This is a genomic window from Methanosarcina sp. 2.H.A.1B.4, assembly GCF_000979385.1.
GTDB lineage: Archaea > Halobacteriota > Methanosarcinia > Methanosarcinales > Methanosarcinaceae > Methanosarcina.
Genome location: NZ_JJOV01000020.1, coordinates 1 through 3,044, shown reverse-complemented (window position 1 = coordinate 3,044; position 3,044 = coordinate 1). Strand labels below are relative to the sequence as shown.

Below are 3,044 nucleotides of genomic sequence, written 5' to 3'. Positions count from 1 at the left end.
ACATTAGTAGGGTGGACTCCTGCATTCACCGTAGCCGTAACAGTGTCTGTGTCTGTGTCAATTACGGATACATTGTCGCTTCTGGCGTTTGTCACATATACCTTTTTTCCATCTGGGGTAACTGCAACTCCTGAAGGAGTAATTCCTACAGGAACTGTGGCTGTAACAATGTTATTTACTGTGTCAATTACAGAAACAGTGTTACCGGGATCATAGAATTTCCCAGAGATTGTCACGTATGCCTTTTTTCCATCAGGACTGACTGCAATGTCACCAGGCCCATTCCCTACAGGTACAGTTCCTGTAACATTGTTTGTAGCTGTGTCAATTACAGAAACATTGTTGCTGCCTGAATTAACCACATAAACCTTATTTCCATCAGGAGCAATTGCAACTTCATAAGGACTGTCTCCTACAGATATAGTGGTTGTAACTTTGTTTGTAATTGCGTCAATTACAGAAGTAGTATTGTTGAAAGTGTTCGTAACATAAATTTTTTTTTCGTCAGGACTAATGACAACATTACGAGTAATCATCCCCACATTAATCTGTTTCATTAAAGTATTTGTAGCTGTGTCAATTACAGAGATATTGGTGCTATCACGGTCCGTCACATAAACTTTTGTTCCTGCGGGGTTGACTGCAACTTGCATAGGATAACCTCCTACATTCACTGTATCACTAACCGTATTTGTCGCTATGTCAATTACCGAGATAGTTGGATCGAGTCCTGCTGGAGTTGCCACATATACCTTTGTTCCTGCAGGGTTGACTGCAATATCTCTAGGCCAGCCTTCTACAGGCACTCTAACTGTAACATTGTTAGTTGCTGTGTCAATTACAGCGACATTATGAGTAGGAAGAGTACCATTATAATTCGTATCGTAATAATAACCTCTCTGATCATAATCTCCCAGATTTGTCACATATGCAAATGGAGCCGCACCTGCTACACCAGCGAATATTAAAATCGTAAGTGCTGTCATTCCCAAAACTTTTATGAGAGTATGCTCTCGATATGTTTTATCAAATGTTATTTCTTCCATTTCAAATCCCAACTTATGGACTTATTAAAAAGCAACAACATCATCGACTGCCTCATAGATTCTATTCATACCAGTACTTAAAAAATGAGGGGAGCATAAATCCCACTTATATACGGTTGATTTTTGAATCAGAGACTTCAATTATTTTTATTTCGAACCAGAATCTAAATGCATATACTTTTCCAACGACTTTTGCTTATCCAATCCACTGTAACTTCTTTTTGAACTTCCACTCCCATATTGGCAAGCCAAGCTTCCCAATGACGAAGCTTGGAGTATTACCCTTCAATATCATCCAGGCCTACAATCAAAATTTTCTCATTTGTTTCAAGCTCATTTTTGATCCTTATTGCATCCTTTTCCAGAATACAATTCTTTCCCACAACCCAGTCCGCTGGTCCAACTCCAAAATGGATATAACACACAACAGCCTTTTTCAACTGAAGGTTATTTTTTTCCAGCATTGCGAGAACATTTTCATCTGGAACAAATTCTTCAGATAACATAATTATGTTATAATTTCCTTTTTTGATTTCAACTACAGAAGTCCAGTTTTCATCTTTCCTTAATTCATATATTTTATCTTCATCAACTTCTATGTAGTACATTCCTCGCCCAATATTAGAATTATAGTCTATGGTATAATTCACGGGTATGTCGTAATTTTCAAGAATGGCTTTAACTTCCGCCTCACTAGTTTCATTTTCAAATTGAATAAATAAACCAGCTATTTTAACTTCTTGAGATTGAATCATCAGTGCTAAGAAGGTTAGAAGAGCAATAAAAACAACTACTACTTTGCTAATTTTATTCACATCAATCACCAAAAAAATGAGGAGTTTTAACTCCTCACATATATACGGTCATCTTCAGAACCGAATGCTTCCCAATAAGGTACACAGAAATATATGGGATTAGGGTCACCTATACGCAAATATTCATTCGAACCACTTATTTTGTATCCACGACACATTCGAGCATGACCTGGAACTCCACTCTTGAAGGGTCCACCATTGTTAATTTCATTCATAGCTCCAGCAAAAGATACAGTGGTTGTACTGAATGAATCAGGTTTATTCATTCCGTTGCTTGAACGATAATAAAGTAACTGCTGGGAATTAGTAACCCCGTTAGGAGCTACTCCGTTCATCATTTCATATATAGTAGTTTGGTGAGGATTTTCATCATTGTAATATTCAGTAAGCATTTTGGCAGTTGCTGGACCACAGTAGTAGCTCGTTATTTGCGCATATACAGTAGCACCAAGATCTACTTCAACATCAGTTCTCGATTTTGTTATATCGGCACTGAGTTTTTTAATATTTTCTTCAGTGACTGCCGCATTAATACTAACCCCCTTATTAACTGCTGCTTGTTCTATAGATTTAGCAAGTTCATCACTTTTTTGCCAGTGTCTTAGGTTGTTGTCTATCCCATTCTTCAATCTCTGTTCATATATTGACCATATTCCGGGTTCAGTTTCAGTTGCAGGTTTATCTTCTACTTTTTCAAGAGTGTATGCATCCACAAATATCCGATGTTCAACTCCTGTAGTCTTGTCCTTTACTATAGTCATTGCTCCTACGATAGGATAATCGTATACAACCATCTGTGTTGATTTGATTTCCCCCTCAGGGTATTCATTTTTAGCGATTTCTCTTGATTTATTCATAGCTGTAGTGGCATCAAAAGGTTTTGGCTCAAATAAAACAAGTTGGACTGTTTGCCCAAGCCTTTTATCTGCAGCAATGTCGATTATACCTATCAGGGTTTTATTTTTTAATACAGAAAATTGATAATACAACTTTTGACCAGTTGGATCGTAGAGCTCCAGTGGTTTGGAATCAATAGATGCTCCTGTCCAGTTTTCAAATCCTGATGTGTTAGTTGCGATAAAGTTTATCATGTTCGCATTGGCATGCTTAAAAGCTTCCTCAGCAGTTACAGAATAATCTTTTTCTTCCTGTGCACTTACTGCCGGTATTAACACCATACCAA

Annotated in this window: 3 protein-coding genes; all 3 read right to left on the bottom strand. The window is 37.4% G+C overall.

Translation table 11 applies throughout. The features are described from left to right. Positions 1 to 986 (bottom strand): beta-propeller fold lactonase family protein (locus EO92_RS03630; RefSeq protein WP_369793113.1); only part of this gene is annotated, 986 nt, incomplete at its 3' end. A gap of 338 nt (positions 987 to 1,324) precedes the next feature. Beyond that, positions 1,325 to 1,861 (bottom strand): UPF0228 family protein, encoded by a 537-nt coding sequence (locus EO92_RS03625; RefSeq protein ID WP_048139687.1) that lies wholly within the window; start codon positions 1,859 to 1,861, stop codon positions 1,325 to 1,327. 26 nt (positions 1,862 to 1,887) lie between these two features. Continuing rightward, the coding region (locus EO92_RS03620; RefSeq protein WP_235283162.1) for a C39 family peptidase at positions 1,888 to 3,044 on the bottom strand (1,157 nt) is incomplete at its 5' end.